This is a genomic window from Methylobacterium sp. Leaf465, from assembly GCF_001424705.1.
In the GTDB taxonomy this organism is placed as follows: Bacteria; Pseudomonadota; Alphaproteobacteria; order Rhizobiales; family Beijerinckiaceae; genus Methylobacterium.
The window spans coordinates 1-20543 of the sequence record NZ_LMRA01000011.1; the positions used below are offsets into that span (position 1 = coordinate 1).

Here is a 20543-nt window from a genome sequence, read left to right on the forward strand (position 1 = left end):
GCGTGGGGCTGAAGCGCGCCCACCGCCACGTCGAGGCCGGCGACACTGGTCAAGCCGTTGTTACGGCCAATCCCGAAAAGATCCGAAGCGACATACATTAGCAGTTTCCCAAACAAGGGTGCTCCAGCACCACAACGTGGGAAGCATGGGTCACCGTTCGAAAATTGCGAAAAGCAATGAGCCAATATTATAAGATGAATTAATATCCTATAATACAAGCATTAGGGTATTGCTGTTTGCATAAATTTAATATGCTATTTGCAGAAGAATTCATGCGATTTCATCCAGGCTTTTAAAGCGTTTCATATCAAATGTGTGTCGCATTTAAGCAACGGAAGCAGGTGAAGTTTCGGTAACGTATTCGGCTCCGGACCCATAAGTTTGGCTTGGCGGGCGTGCCTGTGATTCCTTCGGGGTGAAGGAGGCGCCAAGGGCCGAGTTTTGATTGACGGAGGATCAGTTTGCGAAGATCGCTTCGCATCTGCCGATCGACACCCGGGGCAAGGTGCGCGTCGATGACCGACGCGTGATCAGCAGGATCAGCGACGAGTTGAAGTCCGGCGGGCGTTAGACTGACACCCCGCGTGAGATGTACGGCCCGAAAAAGACCCTGTACAATCACTTCGTGCGCGGGGCGGCCAAGGGGGTCTGGGGTGATCTCTTCAAGACCCAGACCCGGGCCGGTGGACCGCCCTCCCCGGTGCTGATCGACTCCTCGGTCGTGAAGGCGAATCGCTGCGCCTCCGGTGTAAAAAAGGGGGGGGGGGGGGCCAAAGCCAAGCCATTGGCCGCTCGCGGGGTGGACGCACGACCAAAATCCACGCCCTCACCGGCCGGTTCTGCCGCCCGCTCGCCTTCCTGTTGACGGGCGGACAGGTGGCCGACTGCAAGGCAGGAGCGCAACTTTTGGAGCGCGCGTCAGCGTGCCGGATCATGTTGGCCGACAAGGGCTACGACAGCGACGCCATCCATCGACAGATCGAAGTGACGGGGGCGGCGCCCAACATCCCGCCCAAGTCCAACCGGCGATGGAAGCCGTGTTTCTCTCCCGTCCTGTACAAGGAACGCAACGCCATCAAGCGCATGTTCGGGCGCCTCAAGGACTTCCGCCGCATCGCCACACGATACGACCGGTCGGCTATCAACTACCTGACTGCCGTCTGCATCGCCGCTACCGTCAGCTTCTGATCATGAGTTTCGAGTCGAACACTACCCTGATCTGGTCCAGAGTGTCGGGTTTCTATGACCGTAATCATCTGCCGGAGATAACCTCTTTCAGAAGAATCCCGACATACCCAAGCAAGGCTTCAATATGACGGATGGCGCCGCACCGGCCGTGCCAGCATTCGCACGGCTTGATTCGGCTTCAGTGTCTTCGAGGAGGAGCGCAGGGACGCCGATGGCGAGCACAGATGGGCCCGCTGTTCAGGGTATCGCATCTTCACCGAATGATGGCGGACCAGGCAACCGTCTGATAAGCGGCAGGCCGAAGGTTCAAGTCCTTCAACCGGCAACACTTTTTCGAGCCCGAGGTGAAACTTCCGTTTCCGGTTTCAGCTCGGGCTCAGAAAATGGCATCAGAGCCCGCCGCGCGTCGGTCCCATAATGGATGGGACCGACGCGTGCGATTCTGCCGAGAGAAACGGCGGGAATGCTGCCGCCGTGCTGTGGAAGAAGCCGTAGCCATGGCGATCACCGGGAGCCGGACGTGGCCTGATCGCCGCGACTCGGCGCGACGACGCGGCCAGGGACGACGGCGTCTTCGTCGGGCGGATCGACCGCGTGGAGATCGCTACGGGGCCAGCCCGGCTTTGGGCGGCGCATGGGATTCCCGCTGCACCACGGCACTGTCGGATGCGCGCTGAGCGGCCATGAGGCGACGAAGCAGGCTGTGGCGCACCCTGGTGAAGGCGGCCTGAGCGATGTGGCTGAACACGCAGACGCCCCGCCATCCATGACGGCCGCTGGGATTCGCCGAGACCTCGCCTGCGATCAGGGGAAGTTCGAACGCAAAGGGAAGAGTCGGCCATGAACGCGCATGAGGGGATCGCGACCTGAGGGCGTTCGCAACGGTCGATCGGCTCATCGGCGCGCAGACGAGGCCGGTATTCCTGAGGGTCAGGACTTCCTGGCGGCCAGGTATTCCTGGCGGTCGCGCACCGGGGCGAAGGCCTTCTGCATGACCGGGGGCACGAACTTGGGCTCTCAACCGCTGGGCTGACGCGGAACGTGTCTGACTGGACGGACGACATCCAGAGGGGGCACTGGTCATCTCGGGCCGGGCGACCGGGATCGCTGCGAGAACCCCGTCCATCGCGCCCGGGAGGTGCTGCGGCGGAGGCCGAAGGGACAAGCGTTCTGCGCGAACATGCGGGCCTCTCGCGATGGCGCTTCTCGGGAGTAAACCTGGGCTCAGATCCGAAAAAGCCCCACGCGGCGGGTGCCGGCGGGGCTGAGCAGGGTTCGGGCGCGTGAAGTGGCGTCACAGGCGGGTCTGCCGAATGCATCTCCTCAGCCCCGCGGCCCACGAAGCCGTATCCGGGATCACGAAGCGACGGGCCTCGACGCAGTCCGCGATATCGGGGCGGGTCCGGAGCACCCTGCGGATGCCCATCACGGCCACGCCCATGCCGACGGCGGCGCACGGAACGCGGCTCAAGGCTCGATGCGAAGGGGTGCCAGGATATCGGGAGAATGCGACCGAGACACGAACCGCGGACAAGGCGCGCTTGGCTCGTCAGGCTTCCATCTCTCCCGCACCGGTCGACATGGCGCAGGAAGAACCGCGGAAAATATCATGATTTCAGTGCGTTAGAAATCATGTGGTGCCCAGGAAAGGACTCGAACCTTCACCTCTTGCAAGACTGGTACCTGAAACCAGCGCGTCTACCAATTCCGCCACCTGGGCTCGCCGGGGCCGCTTGCGGCGCCGACGCGGGTTTCGTTTAGGCGGGGCGGGGCCGGTCGTCAATCCGGATCGCAGCGGATTTTTCGGCCGGCCCGTCGATTGTGGTTCAGGCCTCGCGGCGCCACTCGCGGATGTCGACGAATCGGCCGGCCACGGCCGCCGCCGCTGCCATGGCGGGGGAGACGAGGTGGGTGCGGCCGCGGTGGCCCTGGCGGCCCTCGAAGTTGCGGTTCGAGGTCGAGGCGCAGCGTTCGTTCGGGCTCAGGCGGTCGGCGTTCATGCCGAGGCACATGGAGCAGCCCGGCTCGCGCCAGTCGAAGCCGGCCGCCTTGAGGATGCGGTCGAGGCCCTCCGCCTCGGCCTGCTGCTTCACCAGGCCGGAGCCCGGCACCACCATGGCGGAGACGTTGGCGTGGACCTTCCGGCCCTCCACCATCTGGGCCACCGCCCGCAGGTCCTCGATGCGGCCGTTGGTGCAGGAGCCGATGAAGACCCGGTCGAGGGTGATGTCGGTGATCTTGGTGCCGGGGGTCAGGCCCATGTAGCTCAGGGCCTGCTCCTTCGACTGGCGCTTGTTCTCGTCCGCGATCCGCGACGGATCGGGCACGGCGCCGGAGATCGAGACCACGTCCTCGGGGCTGGTGCCCCAGCTGACGATGGGCGGCAGGTTGGCGGCGTCCAGGCGCACCTCGCGGTCGAAATGGGCGCCTTCGTCGGTGACGAGGCTCTCCCAGTAGGCCCTGGCGCGGGCGAAGGCCTCGCCCTGGGGCGCCTTCGGCCGGCCCTCGACATAGGCGTAGGTGGTGGCGTCCGGCGCCACCAGGCCGGCGCGGGCGCCGCCCTCGATCGACATGTTGCAGATGGTCATCCGGCCCTCCATCGAGAGGGCGCGGATGGCCGAGCCGGCATACTCGATGACGTAGCCGGTGCCGCCGGCGGTGCCGATCTCGCCGATGATCGCCAGGATGATGTCCTTGGCCGTCACGCCCGGCGGCAGGGTGCCGTCGACGCTGACGCGCATGTTCTTCGCCTTCTTCTGCAGCAGCGTCTGGGTGGCGAGCACGTGCTCCACCTCCGAGGTGCCGATGCCGTGGGCGAGCGCCCCGAAGGCGCCGTGGGTCGAGGTGTGGCTGTCGCCGCAGACGATGGTCTGGCCCGGCAGGGTGAAGCCCTGCTCCGGCCCGATCACGTGGACGATGCCCTGGCGGCGGTCGAGGGCGTCGTAGAACTCGATGCCGAAGTCGCGCACGTTCTCGGCCAGCGCCTCGAGCTGGATGCGGCTCTCCGGATCTTCGATGCCGAAGCGGCGGTCGGAGGTCTGCACGTTGTGATCGACCACCGCGAGGGTCTTCTCGGGGTGGCGCACCCGGCGCCCGGCCACGCGCAGGCCCTCGAAGGCCTGGGGGCTGGTGACCTCGTGGACGAGGTGGCGGTCGATGTAGAGGAGCGTGGAGCCGTCGGGCTCGACATCGACGACGTGGTCGTCCCAGATCTTGTCGTAGAGGGTGCGCGGCGCGGTCATGGCGTGGCTGTTCTGGTTGTTCGTCGGGAAACGGAGGTCGGTCTCCCTTTAGTAGTGTTCCAAGGCGTGCAGCGAAAGTGGGGGCCCGGCTGCGCCCGGCGGATGGCAGCCCGGAGGCGCCCGCATGGGGCGGCGCGCGGGCCGCCGAAGGTCACTGGACCGGTCCGGACCCGCGGCCTAAAGCTGTCGGCGCGGAGCCGCCCAGGCTTCGACCGGATCCCGATCGTCGCCGAGCCCCCCATGCCGCCCATCGACATCCTGATGCTCAAGGCGATGCATCCCGACGTCATGGATGCCGTCGCCGAGCGCTTCACCCTGCACCGGCTCGACACCGTCCCCGATCCGCAAGCCTTCCTGGCCGAGACCGGCCCGCGCATCCGCGGCCTCGCCACGGGGGCCCAGGCGCCGGTGGACCAAGCCCTGCTGGCGCGCCTGCCCGGCCTCGAGATCGTGGCGAGCTTCGGCGTCGGCTACGACACCATCGACACGGCGGCGGCGGCCGCCCAAGGCGTCGTCGTGACGAACACCCCGGACGTCCTCACCGACGAGGTGGCCGACCTCGCGCTGGGCCTGCTCCTGGCCACCGTGCGCCAGATCCCCCAGGCCGAGCGCCACCTGCGCGCCGGGCACTGGCCGCAGCGGACCTATCCGCTGACCCCGACCCTGCGCGGGCGCACCGTGGGCATCCTCGGCCTCGGGCGGATCGGTCGGGCCATCGCCCGGCGCCTGGAGGGCTTCGGCGTCGCCATCGCCTACCACGGCCGCCGGCCGCAGGCGGACGTCGCTTACGCCTACCACCCCACCCTGCGGGGCCTCGCCGAGGCCTCCGACGTTCTGATGGTGGTGGCGCCCGGCGGGCCGGAGACCAACGGGATCGTCGATGCGGCGGTGCTGGAGGCGCTGGGGCCGCAGGGCCTCCTCGTCAACGTCGCCCGCGGCAGCCTCATCGACGAGGCGGCGCTGATCGGGGCCCTCCAGGCGGGCACCATCCTGGGGGCCGGCCTCGACGTCTTCGCCCGCGAGCCGCACGTGCCCCCCGAGCTCGTGGCCATGGACCACGTGGTGCTCCTGCCCCATGTGGGCTCGGCCTCGGTGGAGACCCGGGCGGCCATGGGCCGGCTCGTGGTGGACAACCTCGTCGCCTGGTTCGACGGACGCGGCCCCCTCACCCCGGTGCCGGAGACGCCCTGGACGGCCCAGGCATGATCGGCCCAGAGAGGATCGACCGAGGCATGATCGGCGGAGGCATGAGCCGCGCTTGCCGCATCGCCGCCCTGGCCCTGGCGCTGGCGACACCGGCCCTGGCGCAGGAGACCGCCCCGCCCCAGGAGGCGCCCGCATCGAGCGCCGCGCCGGCGCCCGCCGCGCCCGAAGTGCCCTTCGTCGAGACCCTGCCCCGCGACATCGCCGGGGTGCCGGGCACCTGGGACCTGTCGCGGGACGGCAGCACCCGGCGCTGCGTCCTGACCCTAGCGGGCGCGAGCGGTCCGGCCGGCCGGCGTCTGTCCTTCCCGGCCGGGTGCCGGCGGGCCCTGCCGATCCTCAACGGCGTTGCCGGCTGGCTCTTCACCGACGGCAACCTGCGCCTGGTCGACAAGGACGTCCGGCCGGTGCTGCAGTTCAGCGCCCGGGTCGATGCCCGCAGCCTCGTGGCCGCCGCGGGCGACGAGCATTTCAGCCTGGTGCCGCTCCAGATCGTCGCGATGGTGCCGCCGACCGACGCGGTGCCCACCAGCCCCGGCGCCGGCTACGCCGGTGCCGGCTCTGCCGGTGCCGGCAGCGCCGCCCCGGACGCGCGCAGCGCCCCGGCGCCCGAGGCCGCGCCGGCGGGCGACGCCCCGGCCCCCGGCACCTACGCCCTCGACCGCTACCGCGAACAGGACGTCTGCCGCATCGAGCTGACGCCCGGCACCGCGCCGGCGCCGGTGCGCATCCTCGACCATTGCCGCGACGGCGGCCTGACGGTGTTCGATCCGGTCTCCTGGCGCTTCGCCAACGGGCACCTCACCCTCAACGCCCGCCGCGGCCACATCGTGAACCTGGTCGCCACCGGGGACGGGCGCTGGCGCCGCGACCCGGAGGTCGGCACCACCTTCGTGCTGCGCCGGGTGGAGCCCGCCGCCCCGTGAGCCCCCTCCCCTGAACCCCGAATCCAGTCCCTTGCCCCGCCGATCACCCCCGATGCCGCTGACCGTCGCCGCCCTCTACCAGTTCGTCGCCCTGCCGGACGTCGCCACCCTGCAGGCGCCGCTCCAGGCCCTGTGCACGGAACTCGGGATCACCGGCACCCTGCTGCTGGCACCGGAGGGCCTGAACGGCACGGTGGCGGGCCCGGACGCGGCCATCGACGCCTTCCTCGCCGCGCTGCGCGAAGGCCCGCTCTTCGGCGGCCGCCTCGCCGGCCTCGACGTCAAGCGCTCGCAGGCCGAAGCGCCGCCGTTCCGGCAGCTCAAGGTCCGGCTGAAGCGCGAGATCGTCACCTTCGACGACGGCGCCACCGACGCGGCCACGGGCGCTGGCACCCCCGTGGCGCCGGAGGCCTGGAACGCCCTTCTCGACACGCCCGGCCTGCTCCTGATCGACACCCGCAACGCCTTCGAGGTGGCGCTGGGCAGCTTCCCCGGCGCGGTCGATCCGGGCATCACCCGGTTCAGCGCCTTCCGCGCTTATGTCGACGGCCTCGATCCGGCGGCGCATCCCCGCGTGGCGATGTTCTGCACCGGCGGCATCCGCTGCGAGAAGGCCGGGGCCTACATGCGCGCGAAGGGCTTTCCCGACGTGCGCCACCTCGAAGGCGGCATCCTGCGCTACCTGGAGACGGTGCCGGAGGCCGAGAACCGCTGGACGGGCGACTGCTTCGTGTTCGACGGCCGGATCGCCCTCGGCCCCGCCCTGGTGGAGCGGCCCGACCACGCGCCCGAGACGTTGATGTCCGAGCCCCGGATATCCGAGCCCCTGATCTCCGAGACGCCGCGATGACCGATCTCTCCGCCCGCATCGACGCCCTGGAGATGCGCCTCACCGAGCAGGACGTGGTGATCGACGACCTCAACGCCACGATCACGGCCCAGTGGCGCCAGATCGACGCCCTCACCCGGCAGATGGCCAAGCTCGTGGAGGAGGTGGAGCAGGCCTCCCACCGCCCGGCCTCCGGCGCCCCGGAGCCGCCTCCACCGCATTATTGACGGGACGGTCGCCGCGGGATCCCTCTCCCCCCCTGCGGGAGAGGGTGGCCCGCGAAGCGGGTCGGGAGAGGGGAGCGCTGTTTCCGGAGAGGTCGACCCCTCTCCCGCCTGCTCCGCAGGCACCCTCCCCCGCAGAGGGGGGAGGGATGATCCGCGATGCGCGACGGCCCGACGTCCCCTACCCCACGACGCTCGCCTGGCTGACGAACTTCGTGGTCAGGTAGGCCTCCAGGGCCTCCGAGCCGCCCTCGCTGCCGTAGCCGGAATCCTTGACGCCGCCGAAGGGCGTCTCGGGGAAGGCGAGGCCGTGGTGGTTGATGCCCACCATGCCGCTCTGGACCCGCGCCGCGACCTCGACGGCGCGGAAGGCCGAGCGGGTATAGGCGTAGGCGGCCAGGCCGTAGGGGAGCCGGTTGGCCTCGGCATAGGCATCCGCGTCGTCGGAGAAGCGCTGGATCAGCGCCACCGGGCCGAAGGGCTCCTCGTTCATGATGCGGGCGGTGGCCGGCACGTCGCAGAGCACCGTCGGCGCGAAGAAGTTGCCGCGGTTGCCGATGCGCTGGCCGCCGGTGCGCAGCTCGGCGCCCTGCGCCACCGCGTCGGCGCAGAGGCTCTCCATCGCCTCCAGGCGCCGGGCGTGGATGAGCGGACCCATGGTGGTCTCGGGGTCGAGCCCGTCGCCGACCTTGCGCCCCTCGGCGAAGGCCACGAAGCCATCGCGGAACCGGTCGTAGACGGATTCGTGCACCAGCATCCGGGTCGGGGCGACGCAGACCTGGCCGGCATTGCGGAACTTGTTGGCTCCGAGCACCGCCACGGCGGTCTCGACGTCGGCGTCCCCGAACACGATCGCGGGCGCGTGGCCGCCGAGCTCCATCGTCGCCCGCTTCATGTGCCGGCCCGCCAGCGCAGCGAGCTCCTTGCCCACCGGGGTCGAGCCCGTGAACGACATCTTGGCGATGACGGGGTGCGGGATGAGGTAGCCGGAGATCGCGGCCGGATCGCCGTAGACCAGGGAGAGCACGTCGCCCGGGACGCCGGCGTCGAGGAAGGCCCGGATCATCGCCGCGCAGCTCGCCGGGGTGTCCTCGGGTCCCTTCAGGATCACCGAGCAGCCGGCGCAGAGGGCGGCCGCCACCTTGCGCACCGCCTGGTTGATGGGGAAGTTCCAGGGCGTGAACGCCGCCACCGGGCCGACCGGCTCGCGCAGAACCATCTGCACGACGCCGTCGGCGCGGGCCGGGATGATCCGGCCGTAGGCGCGGCGGCCCTCTTCCGCGAACCAGTCGGTGACGTCGGCCCCCGCCAGGATCTCCACCCGCGCCTCGGCCAGGGGCTTGCCCTGCTCCAGGGTCATGAGGCGGGCGATGTCCTCCACACGCGTCCGCAGGAGGTCGGCGGCCCGGCGCAGCACCTTGGCGCGCTCGTAGGCCGAGACCTTCCGCCAGGCGGCGAAGCCCCGTTCGGCCGCCGCCAGCGCCCGGTCGAGATCGGCCCGCGTCGCCACCGCCAGGGTGCCGAGGGTTTCGCCGGTGGCCGGGTTCAGCACCGGCAGGGTCTCCGCGCCGGCCCCGTCGGTCCAGGCCCCGGCGATGTGCAGCGTCACGTTCGGATACGTCATCGGCGTCTCCCGCATGGCAATCGAGCGGGGTTGTCCGCCCTTCGCACGCAGGCCGCAACCCTTATCCGGGAGGGCCGGGGCGTCGTCAGGCGGCGATGCGCGCGGCCACGGCCTCGGGGCCGGTGACGATCACCGGGCCGCCGCGGCGGGCCTGGAGCGTGCCGCCCTTGGGGACGACCTTCCAGCCGTCGCGGCAGCCGTCGATCGGCTCGGAGACGACGACGAGGCCGGTCTCGGTCTGGCGGTAGTACAGGCTGGGCGGGCTGCTGTCGCAGGCCCAGCGGAAGGCCGTGAGGGTGTCGCCGTCGGTGACGACGGCGGTGAAGCGCAGGGGCTCGGTCGCCTCGGCCGCCCGCATCAGCTCGCGCACCGTGGCCAGGGTCTTGTGCATGGCGCCGATCGGGTCCTCGGCGAGGCCGTTGCCCAGGGCCAGCAGGAAGATCGCCTCGGAATCGGTGGTGCCGCGCCGGTCGTCGTAGAGCGCGTCGGGGATCAGCGCCTCGATGCGGCGCTTGATGCGGTGATAGCCGCCGATCTGGCCGTTGTGCATGAAGAGGTGGCGGCCATGGGTGAAGGGGTGGCAGTTCGCCCGGGTGGTGGCGGTGCCCGTGGAGGCCCGCACGTGGGCGAAGAACATCCGCGCCCGCACCTGCTGGCAGAGGTTGACCAGGTTCTCGTCCGACCAGGCCGGGCAGACGTCGCGGTACAGGCCCGGATCGACCCGCTCGCCGTACCAACCGATGCCGAAGCCGTCGCCGTTGGTTTCCGTCTTCGCCTCGGCCGCGTGGAGCGACTGGTGGACCAGCGAGTGCGTCGGTGCGCAGACGAGGTCGGTCAGGAAGACCGGCTCACCGGAATAGGCGAGAAAGCGGCACATGACGGACGAACACCCCCTGATCTCGACGATTCGACCGACCCGGTCGCCGCCCTCGGGCAGCGTCCGCCTTATACAACCTGTGCGATCCGCACGACCATGATATTCACGCTAACGTAGTAAACGAATGGTTAACGCGCGCCACGGGCCCGGCCTCCTGCAGAACCCGTGATGCAAGAGGCGCACCGTCGGGCCCGGGCCCTGCCCGGTCGATGGCGGCCCGCAGCCCATTCATCATGCGAGCCCGGCGGGAATGCGGCGGCGAACGCGATCATCGATGCGGGAACCGCATGGCCGGAACATGGATTCGGACTCTTGCCCCCCGCACCGTGGCGGCGCAGCATCACCCGCCGAGAATCAGTCATTCGATTGGACAAGGCTGGGACGCGAACGGCGGCTCCGTGCCGCCCGCGTACCGCGTCCCGCCCTGCATTCCGCGCGTTCGCCACCCAAACGCCCGACGAGGAGACTTCATGGACCGCTCACACGCCCCCTGCCCGATCGCCCTCGTGGTCGAGGACGACGCCGATGTCCGCAACCTCGCGACGGCGGTCCTGGAGGAAAGCGACCTCGACGTCATCGCCTGCGACACGGCCGAGGCCGCGATCTCGGTGCTGGAGCGCGCCGGCGGCAACGTCGCCCTGCTCTTCGCCGACGTGCGACTGGGCGCCGGCATGGACGGGATCGCCCTGGCCAGCGCCGTCGGGCGGCGCTGGCCGGATGTCCGCGTCGTCCTCACCTCCGGCGGCGATGCCCGCGGGGTCGAGGCCCTGCCGGCCCAGGCGGTCTACATGCCGAAGCCCTGGCGCGCCCTCGACGTGCTGGTCCAGGCCGAGCACGCGACGGTGGCGGCCCGGGCCGCCTGAGGGTCTCGCCCCAACGCGGAAAAGCCCGGCCGCAAGGCGACCGGGCTTTTCCGTATGTCCATGACAGGCGACGGCCGGTGCAATGCGCACCGCGGCCGTCGCGGGCCGTGTCGCGCCTCAGGCGTTGCCGGCGGGCGGCAGCACGGTCGGAGCGGTCGGCGCGAACGGCGAACCGCCCGGACGACGCGGCGCACCGGCGCCGAAACGGGGCTTCGGCTTCGGCGCGGCGATCAGGCCCTCGCGGATCGCGGTCTTGCGGGCCTGCTTGCGGGCGCGGCGCACGGCCTCGGCCTTCTCACGAGCCTTGCGGACGGAAGGCTTCTCGTAGGCCTTGCGCTGCTTCATCTCGCGGAAGATGCCCTCGCGCTGCATCTTCTTCTTCAGGACGCGGAGGGCTTGGTCGACGTTGTTGTCGCGAACGAGTACCTGCAACGGTTTCAATCCTCTGAAACGATGTTTGTTGGGCGGCGCCGACCCTGAGACCCGCCCGGAGCCCCGCGACGCGAACTGCAAAACGTCCCGGACCCGGGATCTCCCCCGGGCGGGACGTCCATCAGACGGCCTCGAATCGGCGCAGAAACTGCACTTGGGGCAGGCTCATACACCAACCGCCCGCGAGTTCCAACACGCCTCGCCGTGGCCGGGGCGCATTATCGCCGCGCCGGTGGGACAAACCGCGGGCGCTGTCGCCTCCAGGACGCAGGCAGCACCGGGGGCGCGTGCTCCAAGGATTCCGAAGTGGTCGCCGACGTCCGATGCGGCAACGACGGGCGCTCGACAAGATGAAGCGCGCGTTCCGGGGCTTTAGCCCGGACAAGGCGGGTCACGCGAAGCACGAATGGTTGCCCAATCGGTTGTGGGAGCGCACGAATTTTCTGATCTTTAATTTTTGTGTCGGAGTTTCTGTGCGCAGCAGCGGACTCATCCGGCGCGATGACCGAGAACTGCGACCTGAGCCCTTCCGGGGTTCTGACTCTGGGGCGTACGATGCTGGGTCTGAGGACGAGGACGACCGCCGAGACAGCCGCGAAACTGGCGGCCCTCGACAAGTCGCAGGGCATCATCGAGTTCAACCTCGATGGGACGGTGATCACCGCCAATCCGAACTTCCTCGCCGTCATCGGCTACGACCTGACCGAGATCCGCGGGCAGCCGCACAGCCTCTTCGTCGCCCCCGCCGAGCGCGACAGCCCCGCCTACGCCGCCTTCTGGGCCAAGCTGCGCCGGGGCGAATACGAGGCCGCCCAGTACAAGCGCATCGCCAAGGGCGGGCGCGAGGTCTGGATCGAGGCCTCCTACAACCCGATCCTCGACGGGGCCGGCAAGCCCTACAAGGTGGTGAAGTTCGCCACCGACGTCACGCGGCAGAAGATGCAGGACGCCGACGTGCAGGGCCAGCTCGCCGCCCTGCACAAGGCCCAGGCGGTGATCTCCTTTTCCCTCGACGGCACCGTGCTCGACGCCAACGCGAACTTCCTCGCCGCCGTCGGCTACACTCTGCCGGAGATCGTCGGCCGGCATCACCGGATGTTCGTGGAACCCGCGGAGCGCGACGGCGCCGCCTATGCCGAGTTCTGGGACCGGCTGCGCGAGGGCACCTATCAGGCCGCCCAGTACAAGCGCGTCGCCAAGGGCGGGCGCGAGGTCTGGATCGAGGCCTCCTACAACCCGATCCTCGATGCCGGCGGACGGCCCTACAAGGTCGTCAAGTTCGCCACCGACATCACCGCGCAGGTGACGCTCCTCGAGAACCTGCGCCGGCTGATCGCCCAGAATTTCGGCGAGATCGACGGGGCGGTGCTCCTTTCCAACACGCAGACGCGGGACGCCGACGCCGCGGCCAGCACCACCGCCAGCAACGTCCAGACCATGGCGGCGGCCTCCGAGGAACTCGCCGCCTCCGTCGCCGAGATCTCGCAGAGCATGGCCCATTCGCGGATCGCCACCGAGGCGGCGCAGGGCCAGGTGGTGGCCGCCGCCGAGGCGACGCAGAAGCTCACCCAGGCCGCGGGTGCGATGAGCGGCATCGTCGGCCTGATCCAGACCATCGCGGGCCAGATCAACCTGCTGGCGCTCAACGCGACGATCGAGTCGGCCCGGGCCGGCGAGGCGGGCCGCGGATTCGCGGTGGTGGCTCAGGAGGTGAAGAACCTCGCCAACCAGGCGGCGCGGGCCACCGAGCAGATCACCGGCGAGATCGACAACGTGCAAGCGGTCTCCCGGCAGGTGGGCGACTCGCTCCAGACCATCCAGGCCTCGGTGGCGCAGATGCGCGAATACGCCATCAGCACGGCGGCGGCGGTGGAGGAGCAGAGCGTCGTCACCCAGGACATGTCGGGCAACATGCAGCACGCCGCGAGCGCGGTCGCGGCGATCTCGCAGAACATCCAGGCGATCGGCCACTCGATCGGCCAGGTCTCCCGCGCGGTCGGGACCACGAAGGACGCGGCCCGCGTCCTCGCCCGCTAGGCCCGCGCCGACCTCCCGGGATCAGCCCTGGGGCGCAGCGCCCTTGGGACGCGCCAGATCGGCCAGCAGGCTCGCCGCCACCGTCGCCTTGGAGACCGTGAGCCCCGAGGCCGTCACGGCCGCCAGGGTGGCGCGGGCATGGTCGAGGGCGGCGCCGCGGCTCCGGCTCCAGGCCGCCACCGCCTCGGGGCCGGCGCCCACCGTGCCGACGACCTCGGCGGTGAGCTGGCGATGCGCGATGGCGATGGTGGAGACGGCCCGCTCCAGGGCGATGCGGTCGTAGGTGTCGCCGGTGGCGACCTCCCGGGCCGCCGCCGCGAGGTCCGAGAGCCGGAGGGCCCGGTCCAGGGCGAAGTGGGTCGCGGCGATCTCGGGGATCGCGCCGCCGCCGGTCTCGGCGATCCGCACGATGTCGGGGGCCGAGGTCAGGGCGGTGAGCGCCGCGAGGCGCCGGGCCGGCGCCTCGGCCATGCCGAACCCGACGAGTTCGGCCTCGCGCGCGGCGCGCTGCCCGTTCACCGCCTCCCCCATCACCTCCGGCAGGGCCGCCTGCAGGGCGCTGATGCCCTCGCGGTAGCGGGCCACGAGGGGCGCGACGCTGCCCGAGAGGTCGAGGTTGCGCAGGAACCAGACGATCCGGCCCACGAGCAGGTCCTGCACCTCGGCGTAGAGGGCGATCTGTGCCTGACCGCCGATGGCGCCGGCCAGCCCGTCGATGGCGAGGTTCAGCTCCATCAGGCCATAGGCGTCGCGGGTGATGGCGTAGGCCTTGGCGATGGCGCTCGCATCGGCGCCGGTCTCCTCCACGAGGCGGGTGACGAGGGAGGGCCCGCCGCGGTTGACGATGATGTTAGAGAGGGCGGTGCTGATGATCTCCCGGCGCAGGCGGTGGCCGTTGACCGCGTCGGGGAAGTGCTGGCGGAGCGCCGCGGGGAAGTAGCGCTGCAGCTCCCGGTCGAAATAGGGGTCGTTCGGGGCCGGGCTCGCCAGGAGCGCGTCGTAGAGGGCGAGCTTGGCGTAGGCGAGGAGCACCGCGTATTCGGGCCGGGTCAGCCCCTCCCCCTTGCGCATCCGCTCCGCGATGGCGGCATCGTCCGGCAGCAGCTCCACGCCGCGGTCGAGGCGCCCTTCCGCCTCGAGGGCCTGCATCGTCCGCATGGCGAAGCCCGTCTCGGGCAGGCCCCGGTGCTGGGCCAGCGAGAGCGCCAGGGTCTGGAGCTGGTTGTTGCGCAGCACCAGGGCGGCGACCTCGTCGGTCATCGCCACCAGGAGGGCGCTGCGGGCTTGCCCGTCGAGGCGGCCGTCGCGCTCCGGGGTCATCAGGGCGATCTTGATGTTCACCTCCACGTCGGAGGTGTTCACCCCGGCGGAGTTGTCGATGGCGTCGGTGTTGAGGCGCACCCCGTTGCGGGCCGCCTCGATGCGCCCGCGCTGGGTCGCCCCCAGGTTGGCGCCCTCGCCGATGACCTTGGCCCGGACCATCGCCCCGGTGATGCGCACCGCGTCGTTGGCCCGGTCGCCGGCCTCCTCGTCGGATTCGGCGGTGGCGCGGATATAGGTGCCGATGCCGCCGAACCAGAGCAGGTCCACCGGCGCCTTCAGGATCGCCTGCATCAGCTCCGCCGGGGTCGCCGCGTCCTGCGCGAGCCCGAGCACCGCCCGGATCTCGGGGGAGACCGGGATGGTCTTCAGGCTGCGGGCATAGACGCCGCCGCCGGGCGAGATCAGGCCGGTGTCGTAGTCGCGCCAGGAGGAGCGCCCGAGATCGAACAGGCGGCGGCGCTCGGCAAAGCTCGCGGCGGCGTCGGGGTTCGGGTCGAGGAAGATGTCGCGGTGGTCGAAGGCCGCCACGAGGCGCAGAGAGCGCGACAGCAGCATGCCGTTGCCGAAGACGTCGCCCGACATGTCGCCCACGCCCGCCACCGTGATCGGGTCGCTCTGGGTGTCGATGTCCATCTCGAGGAAGTGGCGCTTCACCGCCTCCCAGGCGCCGCGGGCCGTGATGCCCATGCCCTTGTGGTCGTAGCCCTGGCTGCCGCCCGAGGCGAAGGCGTCGCCGAGCCAGTGGCCGCGCTCCGCCGAGAGGGCGTTGGCGATGTCCGAGAAGGTGGCAGTGCCCTTGTCGGCGGCCACCACCAGGTAGGCGTCGTCGGGATCGTGCCGCACCGTGTCGGCCGGCGGCACGATGGCGTCGCCGACGATGTTGTCGGTGAGTTCGAGCAAGGTCCGGATGAAGATCCGGTAGCTCTCGGTGCCCTCGGCCATCCAGGCCTGCCGGTCCGAGGCCGGCGGCAGGCGCTTGGGGAAGAAGCCGCCCTTGGCGCCCACCGGCACGATCACGGCGTTCTTCACCTGCTGGGCCTTCACCAGGCCGAGGACCTCCGTGCGGAAATCCTCCGGCCGGTCGGACCAGCGCAGGCCGCCGCGGGCGACGTAGCCGAAGCGCAGGTGCACGCCCTCGACGCGCGGCGCATAGACGAAGATCTCGAAGACCGGGCGCGGCAGCGGCATGCCGGCGACCTTGGCGCAGGCGAACTTGAAGGCGATGGCCTCGCGCCGCCCGCCGCCCGGGGCGACCTGGAAGAAGTTGGTCCGCAGGGCGGCCTCGATCAGGTTGACGAAGCGGCGCAGGATGCGGTCCTCGTCGAGGCTGGTCACGGCGGCGAGGTCCGTCTCGATCCCGGCGCGGATCGCGCCCTGGGCCGCCTCCCGGTCGCCGGCGGCGGCGGGGTCGAACCGGGCCCGGAACAGGGCGACCAGGGCGCGGGCCACGCCCGGATGGGCGCTGAGGGTGGCGGCGAGGTAGTCCTGGCCGTAGCGGATGCGGAGCTGGCGCAGGTAGCGGCCGAGGGCGCGCAGCAGGGCGACGTCGCGCCAGGGCAGCTCGGCCTCCAGCACGAGGCGGTTGTAGCCGTCGGATTCGGCCAGCCCCGTGCCCAGCGCCAGCAGGGCCTCCTCCAGCAGGATCTCGAGGCGGCCGAGGTCGATGGCCGCCCCCGTGGCGCGCTCCAGCAGCATGTCGTGCAGCCAGACCCGACCGGCCTCGTCGGCGCCGGGGGGCAGGATGCGGTAGGTCCGCTCGTTGATGACCCGGAATCCGAGGTTCTCCAGCACCGGCACCCGCTCGGACAGGGAGAGCGAGGCGCCCCGCGAGAACACCTTGAGACGGATCTGCGAGTCCGGGTCGGCGGCGCGCCGGCCGATATCGGCCGCCCGGGGCCGCGCGGGGCTGAGGCGCTCCACGGTCATGATGTCGGCGATGGCCACGCGCGGGGCGAAGCTCTCGCGATAGGCCGCGGAGAAGGCCTCGCCGTAGCGGGCCGCCAGGGCGCGGGCCTCCGGGCCGTCCAGGGTCCCGGAAAGGGCCACCCGCAATTCGTCGCCCCAGGTGCGCACCAGGGCGGCGATGCCGGCCTCCAGGGCGGCGGGGTCGCGCTCGGGCGCACCGGATTCGGGCAGGCCGATGATGAAGTGGGTGCGGGCGAGCGGCCCGTCGGGGAAGTACGGGTAGGCCGCCGAGACCCGGCCGCCGTATTCGCCGGCGAGGTAGGCGCCGATCCGCGCCCGCACGGTGGAATCGTAGCGGTCCTTGGGCACGTAGACGAGGAGCGAGACGAAGCGGCCGAAGCGGTCGGGCCGCGAGAGCACCCGCAGGCGCGGCCGGTCGGCGAGATGGGCGATGGCGAGGCTGAAGCGGTAGAGCCGGTCGGCGTCGATCTGGAACAGGTCGTCGCGCGGGTAGGTCTCCAGCACGTCGAGGAGGCCGCGCCCCGCATGGCTCGTGGGATCGAGGCCCGCGCGCATCGCCACCTGCGCCACGGTCTCGCGCAGGTAGGGGATCTCGCGGGTCGGCAGGGTGTAGGCGCTCGCGTTGAACAGGCCGACGATGCCGACCTCGCCGGTGAGGCTGCCGTCCGCGCCGAACAGCTTGCAGGCGATGTAGTCGAGATGGGCGGCCCGGTGGACCCGGGACTTGGCGCTGGCCTTGGTGATGATGAGGGCCTGCGGCCCCTCGAGGAAGGCGCGGATCTCGGGCGTCATGTCCACGAGGGCGCCGCCGCGCCGCAGCACCGCCACCCCCGGATCGCGCAGCAGGCCGAGGCCCGAGCCCTCCACCAGGGCATGCTCCGCCCCGGAGAGGCTGTGCTCGCGCAGGCCGAGCAGGGTGAAGTGCCCCGCGCCGAGCCAGGCGAGAAAGGCCCGCGCCTCCGCCACCTCGGCCGCCGACAGGGGCGGCGGGGCGTGGGCATAGGCCTCCGCGAGGCCGGCCAGGCGAGCGGTCATGGCGTCCTGGTCGTCGGTGGCCAGGGCGACGTCGTGGAACACGCGGGCCAGGCCCTCGACGAGGCGGGTGCGGGCCTCGCCGGCATCGAGCCGGTCGAGGTGGATGTGGATGAAACTCTCCCGCGCGAAGCCGGCCTGGGTGTCGGCGGTGGTCTCCCCCACCACCCGGACCAGGGCGCCCGCCCCGTCGCGTTCGACGCCGAGGATCGGGTGGGCGACGAGGTGGGGGGCCAGCCCCTGCTCCGTCAGCTCGGCCAGGGCGGAATCGAGCAGGAACGGACGGTTGTCGTTGACGACCTCGACGATGGTCAGGTCGCGGGTGCGGCCGTCGCGCAGGACGGCGCGGTCGCTGACGGACAGGTTGGCGGGTGCGCCCGGGTGCCGGGGCTCGGCCAGTCGCCCCCGGGCCGCCAGGGCGAGGTCGGCGAGATCCTGCGCCGTGTAGGGCGCGAGGTCCTCGGGCGGCACGCGCCCGAACAGGTCGGTGACGAAGCCGCCGGGGCCGCCCTGCGCCACGACCCGGTCGGCCGCGGCGCCGAGAAGGTCCGTGCGGGCCCCCCGGGCCTCGGGGCTGGACAGGGCGGCGTTCCGTTCCAGTGCCATGGTCATCGTGTCCTTGCGGGGGGCGTCGACGCGATCGATCCCGGGGGGGCCCGATCAGGGCCAGTTCGATCCGGCCCAGTTCGATCCGGGCAGGTCGTCGCGGCGATCGGGCGGGGATGGCCCGTCGGGCGGCAGGGGGCGGAGGGACGGTGGCTGGATCGCATCGCTGGGTCGCCGATCTCTTCGCTGGCCCGCGATTCGCTCGCGATGGCCGCCGCGCCCTCACTTGAGCATCGGGCTCCCCGTCTTTCCAGGGCCGGACGGCCGGATCGGGCGCGGGCCGCTACGACCGGCGGTCGATGTCAGGCTTTGCGGGCACCGCGCGGCGCGGGTGCCGCCCCCGGGCGGCCGACGCAGCCCTGCCAAGAGCGAGGGCAGGCCGGCCGGCTCGATCCGAAACGGGGTACGGGAAGGCGTTCGGGAAGCCGCTCGTCAATGATCGACCGTATCCGTTCGCGCTATTTTCATCCTCTGCTCGTATCTCATCACGAAGACTTGAAGACAACTCAGGGTTTAATTAGGGGTTTTCAGTTTTGGATACGCGTCAATTTCAGGCACATCCCTCGATCATCTGTCTGCAGAGGCCCGGAACCACTGTAAGCCAGCGGCCACCCGAGGAGAGAAGTCCTGCCCCCTTCAGCGGGCGCCCGCCTCACCGACCGGCGCAGCGTCCGTCTGCGGTGCCATCCGCCCGTGCGCCGAAGCCGCCGCAGGGTCTCCGACGCCGGTCGAGGGCAAACGCCGGACCTTGTGCCGGCGAGAACCAGTGCAGGACCCACGACCGTGCCGGCGCCGATCGGAGAAGGGTCCGGCGGCCATCAGATCCCCCGATCGCCGGGCGATCGAGACGCAGTTCCCGACCGCGCGGGACCTTTGGCCCGCGCGGGGCGCGTCGCCCCGAGGCGACGGTCCGCCCCGGGATCGCCCCCCTGGACGCGGCAGCGCATCCTAGGATTGGAAGCATCTGAGAGCTATTGTGAATGAATTTTAATGTAGCGCCCAGGCTTTTAACTGGACTTGCAGCGATGGCGTCTCATAATCCGGCCCGGTTCGGGCAACGCGTGCCTGCCCTTACATCGTCATGAGAGATGATTCTTTGTTTTCCGCGGGTGTGATCCGTTCCGGAATTTCCGTGCCGAGGGAGGAGCCGCGCCAGCCCGTTCCCGCCTCGCTGGCCCAGATTCTCCGGCTGGTCGAGGAGCTGGCCCAGATCGGGCTCTGGTCCATCGACCTCCGCTCGGGCGTGCTCTCGCTGTCGGACGGCGTCGTGCGGCTCACCGGCCTGTCGCAGCAGACCACCCGGATGGAGGCGCTGCGCGCCCTGGTCCATCCCGAGGACAGCCCGATCTTCGACGAGGTCTCGGCCGCGCTGCGCACCGGGATCCCGGTCGATCGCGGCTTTCGGATCGTTCGGCCGGATCGGACCGTGCGCTGGGTCGAGTTCAGGGGGAACGTGGTGCTGGGGACGGATGCCCGTCCGGTGCGGGCCGACGGCCTGATCCTGGACGTCACCAGCCGGCACGAGACCACGCAATCGGTCCTGCGCAATCAGGCGCGCTACGAGGGCCTCGTCCAGGCGATCGCGGCCGTGGTCTGGCTGATGAGCCCGGACGGGGTCCGTCAACCATCCCCGAGCTGGTGCGCCCTGACGGGTCAGACCCCGGAGGAGTGGCATGCCGGCGGCTGGCTCTCGGCGATCCATCCCGAGGACCGGGAGCGCGCGGCCAGCGCCTGGGCGACGGCCTTCCGCCGGCACGAACCCTACGAAGCCAATTACCGCCTGCGCCGCGCCGACGGGCATTACCGCTGGGTCAGCAGCCGGGCCGTCCCGGTGCTCAACCCCGACCGCTCGGTCCGGGAATGGATCGGCCTCGTCATCGACATGACCAGCACGGCCAGCATGATGACCCAGCCCCCGGCCCTGGCGCTGGCCGACATGTCCGGGCCGCTGATCCGGAGCGCCCGGGCGATGCTCAACTGGTCGATCCCGGACCTCGCGGCGGCCGCGGAGGTCTCGGGCTCCAGCATCAAGCGATTCGAGGAGAGCGGGGGCGCCGTGCTGCGGCCGCGGACGCGCGCCGCCATCCGGAACGCGCTGGAGGCCGCCGGCATCACCTTCGTCGCGCGCCTGTCCGGCGAGGTCGGCCTGGTCTACCGGCCGGTCGCGCCCGAGGCGCACCCGGAGTCCCGACCCGACACCGCCGCCTGAGG

General features: G+C 70.7%; 12 protein-coding genes, 1 tRNA gene and 1 pseudogene. 8 read left to right on the plus strand and 6 right to left on the minus strand.

Translation table 11 applies throughout. The features are described 5' to 3' along the window. The first annotated feature begins 445 nt into the window (after window positions 1-445). Window positions 446-1188: pseudogene (locus tag ASG51_RS23270) on the plus strand (IS5 family transposase). A 1635-nt stretch (window positions 1189-2823) separates the two neighbouring features. On the opposite strand, the gene ASG51_RS08350 reads toward ASG51_RS23270, so the two are convergent. Next, window positions 2824-2908, minus strand: a tRNA-Leu gene (locus ASG51_RS08350). 106 nt (window positions 2909-3014) lie between these two features. Beyond that, window positions 3015-4430, minus strand: coding sequence for a 3-isopropylmalate dehydratase large subunit (gene leuC / locus ASG51_RS08355; RefSeq protein ID WP_056216518.1), 1416 nt, complete (start codon window positions 4428-4430; stop codon window positions 3015-3017). Between the two features lie 240 nt (window positions 4431-4670). On the opposite strand from leuC, the gene ASG51_RS08360 reads away from it, so the two are divergent. Genes ASG51_RS08360 through ASG51_RS08375 form a run of 4 tightly spaced genes read left to right on the plus strand, consistent with a single transcriptional unit; the run spans window position 4671 to window position 7615 of the window. Continuing rightward, window positions 4671-5636, plus strand: a complete 966-nt coding sequence (locus ASG51_RS08360; RefSeq protein ID WP_056380213.1) for a 2-hydroxyacid dehydrogenase — start codon at window positions 4671-4673, stop codon at window positions 5634-5636. Window positions 5637-5677: 41 nt separating this feature from the next. Further along, window positions 5678-6559 (plus strand): AprI/Inh family metalloprotease inhibitor, encoded by an 882-nt coding sequence (locus tag ASG51_RS08365; protein ID WP_082504675.1) that lies wholly within the window; start codon window positions 5678-5680, stop codon window positions 6557-6559. A gap of 52 nt (window positions 6560-6611) precedes the next feature. Then, window positions 6612-7409, plus strand: a complete 798-nt coding sequence (locus ASG51_RS08370; protein WP_082501519.1) for a rhodanese-like domain-containing protein — start codon at window positions 6612-6614, stop codon at window positions 7407-7409. Then, complete coding sequence (locus ASG51_RS08375) at window positions 7406-7615, plus strand: SlyX family protein (RefSeq protein WP_056277927.1); 210 nt, start codon at window positions 7406-7408, stop codon at window positions 7613-7615. Before ASG51_RS08370 ends, ASG51_RS08375 begins: the two co-directional genes overlap by 4 nt. A 178-nt stretch (window positions 7616-7793) precedes the next feature. Here ASG51_RS08375 and ASG51_RS08380 read toward each other — a convergent pair whose 3' ends face one another. Continuing rightward, a complete protein-coding gene (locus ASG51_RS08380; protein ID WP_056380257.1) occupies window positions 7794-9236 on the minus strand; it encodes an NAD-dependent succinate-semialdehyde dehydrogenase in 1443 nt (480 codons plus the stop codon). Between the two features lie 85 nt (window positions 9237-9321). After that, window positions 9322-10113 carry a class II glutamine amidotransferase gene (locus tag ASG51_RS08385; protein ID WP_056216531.1) on the minus strand — a complete coding sequence of 264 codons (792 nt, stop codon included), beginning with the start codon at window positions 10111-10113 and terminating at the stop codon, window positions 9322-9324. 470 nt (window positions 10114-10583) lie between these two features. On the opposite strand from ASG51_RS08385, the gene ASG51_RS08390 reads away from it, so the two are divergent. Continuing rightward, window positions 10584-10976 carry a response regulator gene (locus tag ASG51_RS08390; RefSeq protein ID WP_056216533.1) on the plus strand — a complete coding sequence of 131 codons (393 nt, stop codon included), beginning with the start codon at window positions 10584-10586 and terminating at the stop codon, window positions 10974-10976. Between the two features lie 117 nt (window positions 10977-11093). Here the strand turns inward: ASG51_RS08390 and rpsU are convergent, their stop codons facing one another. Beyond that, a complete protein-coding gene (gene rpsU / locus ASG51_RS08395; RefSeq protein ID WP_055957071.1) occupies window positions 11094-11408 on the minus strand; it encodes a 30S ribosomal protein S21 in 315 nt (104 codons plus the stop codon). 555 nt (window positions 11409-11963) lie between these two features. Between rpsU and ASG51_RS08400 the strand changes: the two genes are divergently transcribed. After that, a complete protein-coding gene (locus ASG51_RS08400) occupies window positions 11964-13445 on the plus strand; it encodes a PAS domain-containing methyl-accepting chemotaxis protein (RefSeq protein WP_056380218.1) in 1482 nt (493 codons plus the stop codon). Window positions 13446-13466: 21 nt separating this feature from the next. Here ASG51_RS08400 and ASG51_RS08405 read toward each other — a convergent pair whose 3' ends face one another. After that, entirely contained in the window at window positions 13467-18332 is a 4866-nt protein-coding gene (locus ASG51_RS08405; protein ID WP_056380259.1) for an NAD-glutamate dehydrogenase, read from the minus strand. A gap of 1132 nt (window positions 18333-19464) precedes the next feature. On the opposite strand from ASG51_RS08405, the gene ASG51_RS08410 reads away from it, so the two are divergent. After that, window positions 19465-20541: a PAS domain-containing protein gene (locus tag ASG51_RS08410; RefSeq protein WP_056380220.1), complete on the plus strand. Its 1077-nt coding sequence runs from the start codon at window positions 19465-19467 to the stop codon at window positions 20539-20541. Window positions 20542-20543: the final 2 nt, after the last annotated feature.

What these genes read in the sequence shown, in the direction of transcription:
- ASG51_RS08380 (WP_056380257.1), bottom strand. Translation starts at nt 9,236, where the DNA reads ATGACGTATCCGAACGTGACGCTGCACATCGCCGGGGCCTGGACCGAC.
- ASG51_RS08385 (WP_056216531.1), bottom strand. Translation starts at nt 10,113, where the DNA reads ATGTGCCGCTTTCTCGCCTATTCCGGTGAGCCGGTCTTCCTGACCGAC.
- ASG51_RS08400 (WP_056380218.1), top strand. Translation starts at nt 11,964, where the DNA reads ATGCTGGGTCTGAGGACGAGGACGACCGCCGAGACAGCCGCGAAACTG.
- ASG51_RS08375 (WP_056277927.1), top strand. Translation starts at nt 7,406, where the DNA reads ATGACCGATCTCTCCGCCCGCATCGACGCCCTGGAGATGCGCCTCACC.
- ASG51_RS08390 (WP_056216533.1), top strand. Translation starts at nt 10,584, where the DNA reads ATGGACCGCTCACACGCCCCCTGCCCGATCGCCCTCGTGGTCGAGGAC.
- ASG51_RS08365 (WP_082504675.1), top strand. Translation starts at nt 5,678, where the DNA reads ATGAGCCGCGCTTGCCGCATCGCCGCCCTGGCCCTGGCGCTGGCGACA.
- ASG51_RS08360 (WP_056380213.1), top strand. Translation starts at nt 4,671, where the DNA reads ATGCCGCCCATCGACATCCTGATGCTCAAGGCGATGCATCCCGACGTC.
- ASG51_RS08370 (WP_082501519.1), top strand. Translation starts at nt 6,612, where the DNA reads ATGCCGCTGACCGTCGCCGCCCTCTACCAGTTCGTCGCCCTGCCGGAC.
- leuC (WP_056216518.1), bottom strand. Translation starts at nt 4,430, where the DNA reads ATGACCGCGCCGCGCACCCTCTACGACAAGATCTGGGACGACCACGTC.
- ASG51_RS08405 (WP_056380259.1), bottom strand. Translation starts at nt 18,332, where the DNA reads ATGGCACTGGAACGGAACGCCGCCCTGTCCAGCCCCGAGGCCCGGGGG.